General features: G+C 64.3%; 2 protein-coding genes and 1 other RNA gene. 1 reads left to right on the top strand and 2 read right to left on the bottom strand.

What is annotated here, in order from left to right; genetic code table 11:
* On the top strand, positions 1-491 hold a 491-nt coding region (locus QOJ24_RS21900), incomplete at its 5' end, for a helix-turn-helix transcriptional regulator (RefSeq protein WP_526265084.1).
* A 312-nt stretch (positions 492-803) separates the two neighbouring features.
* Here QOJ24_RS21900 and QOJ24_RS21895 read toward each other — a convergent pair.
* Both QOJ24_RS21895 and ssrA read right to left on the bottom strand, forming a co-directional pair.
* The gene (locus QOJ24_RS21895) at positions 804-2,132 is read right to left on the bottom strand and encodes an MFS transporter (protein ID WP_526265082.1); all 1,329 of its coding nucleotides are present in this window, start codon (positions 2,130-2,132) and stop codon (positions 804-806) included.
* A 176-nt stretch (positions 2,133-2,308) separates the two neighbouring features.
* Positions 2,309-2,629, bottom strand: a transfer-messenger RNA (tmRNA) gene (gene ssrA / locus QOJ24_RS21890); the annotation flags it as partial.

The following is a 2,629-nucleotide window of genomic DNA, read 5'->3' as shown; positions in this document are numbered from 1 at the left end:
TGGCCTGCCTCGTCGAGGGGCCGAGGGTTCAGGTGGCGCACCGCTACGCACGGGCGCTGAGTTCCCAGGACGCGTCGGGACTGGAAGAGGCGTCCCGGCAATTCGAGGCCATGGGCGATGTGCTGGCCGCCGCGGACGCCGCAGGCCAGGCTGCCACGTCGCACCGGATGGCGGGACGAATCGGCAGTGCGATGACCGCCGCCACCCGGGCGGGTGCACTCGCCGACGCGTGCGGAGGCGCCACCAGCCCGGCGATCACCGCGGCCCGCGTCGTGGTGCCGTTCACGCGGCGTGAACACGAGATCGCCGTTCTGGTGTCACAAGGGCTGAGCAATCGCGAGATCGCGGACGCGGTGTCGTTGTCGGTGCGCACCGTCGAGGGGCACGTCTACCGAGCGAGCTGCAAGGTGGGCGTCGTCAAGCGGGCCGACCTCGCGGACAAGATCAGAAACCTGTCGGCGCCCAAGCGGTCGGCCTCCGTGCCGGGATAGCAGAAGTCGACGACGATTCGCATCCCAATCCGCTCCTTCTCAACCGTCGCTGGGGTTGGTCAGCGCAGCTTCCAATTCGGAATGGTCGGGCTGACGGTACGGTAATACTTCTGGCAGGGGCGATTTCCAGAGTCATGCATCGGAGTCATCTGACGCGACCTGCGGCTACACCGAAAGGTGTTGTTGCCGTGGACATTCGCAACAACAAGCTGCCACCTCGGAGCACGCGACTTAGGAGGCCGAAGCTACGAACTCGGCGCAGTCGCTCGGTGGATAGCGCCGGTGCAGCGTTCAGTACCTAGGCCTAAACGTTTAGGCACGGGTGTAGACGGCCGCATCATCGATGTTCGCGCGAGATCGATCCGGGAGGGCGATGACGCAGGCCACGGTGATCACCGCGGCAAGCACGATGTATGCGGAAATCGCGTACGGTGTTCCGGTCTCGTGCAGCAGCCATGTCGCCAGTAGGGGTGCCGGGCCTCCGGCGAAAACCGACGCCAACTGGTAGCCGATACCGGCACCCCCGTAGCGCAGGTGGGTCGGGAAGCTCTCGCCGATCAGCGCGGCCTGTGGCCCGTACTGCATGGCGTGCACTACCAACGACAAGACGATGGCGATGAAGATCAGCGCGTAACCGCCATGCGACAGAACGGCGAAGTACGGGAAGGCGAGCACCCCAGTCAAGACGGCTCCGGTGAGGTACACGCGTTTGCGCCCGAACCGGTCCGACAGGTGTGAGAACAGTGGGATCGCCACGAGTTCCAACGTTGCGCCCGCAAGCACCGCGGTGAGCACAAACGTCTTGCTGTAGTGATGGGTCGCCACGACGTAGGTCAGCACGAAGGTAGTGAATAGGTAGAACGGCATCTGCTCGCTGAACCGTGCCCCCGCCGAGAGCAGGATCTCCCGCCAGTGCTGCCGGATCGCGTCCATCACCGGTGTGGCCGCGGTTTTACCTTCGGCAAGCACCTTGGCGAACATCGGCGTCTCGAGGATCTTCAGCCGGATCACCAGGCCGACTGCCACCAGGATCAAGCTGGCCAGGAACGGGACCCGCCAACCCCATGAGTTGAATGCCTCAGGCGACAGTGTCGCCGAGAGCAGGGTCATGCCGCCGGTGCCGAGCACCAGCCCCACCGGGACACCGATCTGCGCGGCACTGCCGAGCAGCCCACGCCTATCTTGATCACCCCACTCCATCGCAAGCAGCACCGACCCGCTCCACTCGCCGCCGATTGCAATGCCCTGCACCAGCCGCAGCAACACCAGGATCAATGGCGCTACGAAGCCGATCGACGCCGTCCCGGGCAGCATCCCGACGATGGCTGACGAGATGCCCATGACCAGCAGTGTGATGATGAGCGTGGTCTTACGCCCAATTCGGTCGCCCCAGTGCCCGAAGATGGCGGCCCCTACCGGCCGCGCGGCGAACCCGACCGCGTAGGTCGCGAAGGACTGCATCGCACCCGCGTACGCGCTCGAAGCCGGAAAGAACAGATGCGGGAAGACCAGCGCGGCGGCTGTGTTGTAGAGGAAGAAGTCGTACCACTCGATCGTCGTGCCGATCGCGCTTCCCAGCGCCGCACGCCGTACCTGTATCCGCCGCGATTCCGGGTCGAGCTCCGTTTTGTCGGTCGCCATGAGTCGATGATGGAACTACGACGTTGGCCGTGAGATCGGATTGACGTAGATGGCCCTACGCGCCTGGACGCAGCATCGCGGTCCGGGCGGTTCGGGCTGACAGGACGCGCGGGCTCCGGGCGACGTTGATGGGAAAGAAAACAGGCCAGGGACTATGTCCCTGACCTGCATCTTCTCGGTGGAGCTGCCGGGAATCGAACCCGGGTCCTACGGCATTCCCTCAAGGCTTCTCCGTGCGCAGTTCGCTATGTCTCTACTTGGATCTCTCGTTCACGCGAACAAGCCGAGATGACGATCCCAGTCGCTGTTTGATGTCCCCATACATCCCGCGACCGGACGTATGGGTTTGTCCCTCTAGATGACGCCAGGCTCCGGGTCGAGGGCTCTCCCGGTCTGACGGACACACCGTCGCTTAGGCAGCGAGGGCGTAGTCGCGCTGATTGGAATCGGCGCTTAATTGGTTGCAACGACGCTTACGGTGGTCATTTGCCTGCACC

This window comes from Mycobacterium sp. (assembly GCF_032159775.1).
Classification (GTDB): domain Bacteria; phylum Actinomycetota; class Actinomycetes; order Mycobacteriales; family Mycobacteriaceae; genus Mycobacterium.
Note: the sequence above shows the minus strand (reverse complement) of the source record. Positions and strands in the feature narration are given on the sequence as shown.

Excerpts from the sequence above, each read along its gene's own strand:
- QOJ24_RS21895 (WP_526265082.1), bottom strand. The coding sequence starts at position 2,132 with ATGGCGACCGACAAAACGGAGCTCGACCCGGAATCGCGGCGGATACAG.